Source organism: Shewanella colwelliana ATCC 39565 (genome assembly GCF_000518705.1).
Taxonomy (GTDB): domain Bacteria; phylum Pseudomonadota; class Gammaproteobacteria; order Enterobacterales; family Shewanellaceae; genus Shewanella; species Shewanella colwelliana.
Genome location: NZ_KI912480.1, coordinates 1 through 2,281, shown reverse-complemented (window position 1 = coordinate 2,281; position 2,281 = coordinate 1). Strand labels below are relative to the sequence as shown.

1 protein-coding gene and 2 tRNA genes are annotated in these 2,281 nt (G+C 46.0%); 2 read left to right on the top strand and 1 reads right to left on the bottom strand.

The annotated features are described in order from the left end of the window. Position 1: 1 nt before the first annotated feature. Positions 2-77, bottom strand: a tRNA-Val gene (locus tag L876_RS0118335). Positions 78-532: 455 nt separating this feature from the next. Between L876_RS0118335 and gltX the strand changes: the two genes are divergently transcribed. After that, positions 533-1,942 (top strand): glutamate--tRNA ligase, encoded by a 1,410-nt coding sequence (gene gltX, locus L876_RS0118330; protein WP_028765125.1) that lies wholly within the window; start codon positions 533-535, stop codon positions 1,940-1,942. A gap of 104 nt (positions 1,943-2,046) precedes the next feature. Continuing rightward, a tRNA-Ala gene (locus L876_RS0118325) sits at positions 2,047-2,122 on the top strand. Positions 2,123-2,281 lie beyond the last annotated feature (159 nt).

Below are 2,281 nucleotides of genomic sequence, written 5' to 3'. Positions count from 1 at the left end.
ATGGTGGTCGATACTGGGCTCGAACCAGTGACCCCCTCCTTGTAAGGGAGGTGCTCTCCCAGCTGAGCTAATCGACCTCGCTGTGTGGGGCCGTATTATAGGGGGGAACGATCTACTGTCAACGCTTTTTTTTGATAAAACATAGAGTCCGGTTCAAATTTGCACGGTTTGGCTTAATGTTAAACAAAACATCGTCAACTTAGGCATAGGGTTGACTAAATAATGTCTCATCGAGGAAATTAATCTGGGCAAGCGGCTTATTAAAACCTACCGGGTACGACATTCTTTAGACTGTTTACCCATCAAGTTTGCATCGAGCTACTTAAACCTTGTCTATTGAATCGTGAAAAGCAAGAGATAATGGCTACATAACTTGATGACGCTTACCTTGGCGAAAGTGGAAACAACATCATTAGCTTCTCTATATTAGTGCAGAGTATTTTCTCTTAAGCGCTTTGGCTGTTAGAATAGCCGCCACATTTAATAGTTGAGTCTACAATTTAGACTTTCGAAGATAGGTTTGTGTCCCATTATGACGACTAAGACGCGTTTCGCTCCAAGCCCTACAGGTTTTTTACACGTAGGCGGTGCTCGTACTGCACTTTATTCATGGCTATATGCCCGTGCCAATCAAGGTGAATTTGTTTTACGTATCGAAGATACCGACCTTGAACGTTCTACGCCAGAAGCATGCGAGGCGATTTTAGATGGTATGGAGTGGTTGGGCTTAACTTGGGATGAAGGTCCGTACTATCAAACAAAACGTTTTGATCGTTACAATGAGATCATTGCTCAAATGCTAGAGCAGGGCACTGCGTATAAGTGTTATTGCAGCCGTGAGCGTATTGAAAGCATGCGTGAAGAGCAGGCCGCTAAGGGTGAGCAACAAAAGTATGACGGTTGTTGCCGTGATAAAGCGCCACGTGACACTGATGAGCCGTTCGTAATTCGTTTTAAGAACCCAACTGAAGGCAGTGTGGTTTTTGATGATCACGTCCGTGGTCGTATTGAGATCTCTAATGAGTTACTCGATGATTTGATCATTGCGCGTACAGAAGGTACACCAACCTACAACTTCTGTGTAGTGGTTGATGATTGGGATATGGGGATCACCTGTGTTGTACGGGGTGAAGACCACATCAATAACACGCCACGCCAAATTAATATTTTGAAGGCTCTTGGCGCACCGATCCCAGAATATGCACATGTTGCCATGATTTTAGGCGACGATGGCGCCAAGCTATCTAAACGTCATGGCGCAGTTGGTGTGATGCAGTACCGTGATGATGGTTACTTGCCTGAGGCCCTACTTAACTATTTAGTTCGTCTAGGTTGGTCACATGGCGATCAAGAAGTCTTCTCTATTGACGAGATGAAGCAACTATTTAAGTTAGATGATATCAATAAGGCGGCTTCCGCTTTTAATACCGACAAGCTTATTTGGTTGAACCAGCACTATATGAAAGAGTTGGCACCTGAGTATGTAGCGAGCCATCTTGAATGGCATATGGCGGATCAAAAGATTGATACGACAAATGGCCCTGCGCTCGCCGAAGTGGTTACGGCGTTAGCAGAGCGAGCTAAGACGCTTAAAGAGTTAGCTGCATCTAGTCGTTATTTCTATGAAGACTTTGCCGATTTCGATGAAACGGCTGCGAAGAAGCATCTTCGCGGTGTGGCATTGGAGCCCCTTCAGTTAGTTCAGCAAAAATTGGCCGCGCTGCCTGAGTGGACGCTTGAAGCGATTCATCAAGCTATTGAAGATACCGCTGCGGAATTAGAAGTGGGTATGGGTAAGGTAGGTATGCCGCTTCGCGTTGCGGTAACTGGGGCAGGGATGTCACCTGCTGTAGATTTAACCTTATTCCTTGTCGGAAAGGCTCGTTGTGAACAAAGAATCTCCAAAGCGATTGAATTTGTAGCAAATAGAATAAATTCCTAAAAAACGAGTTGACACTTTTGGGTGTGCTGCATAGAATGCGCCTCGCAGTTGAGACACAGCGTCGTTAAATTCGCGGTGCACTTAAAAGCAACTAGTTAGGTAAAGGGGCCTTAGCTCAGCTGGGAGAGCGCAACACTGGCAGTGTTGAGGTCAGCGGTTCGATCCCGCTAGGCTCCACCATCTAACTGACTCGATGCAGAGTATAACGTATCACTAAGCGTTGATGTTTAGCCTACAGGCATCGATGAGTATTCACTCGGTACAGAGTATAAAGTGCCAACAGTGTCCCATTCGTCTAGAGGCCTAGGACACCGCCCTTTCACGGCGGTAACAGGGGTT

Excerpts from the sequence above, each read along its gene's own strand:
- gltX (WP_028765125.1), top strand. The coding sequence starts at position 533 with ATGACGACTAAGACGCGTTTCGCTCCAAGCCCTACAGGTTTTTTACAC.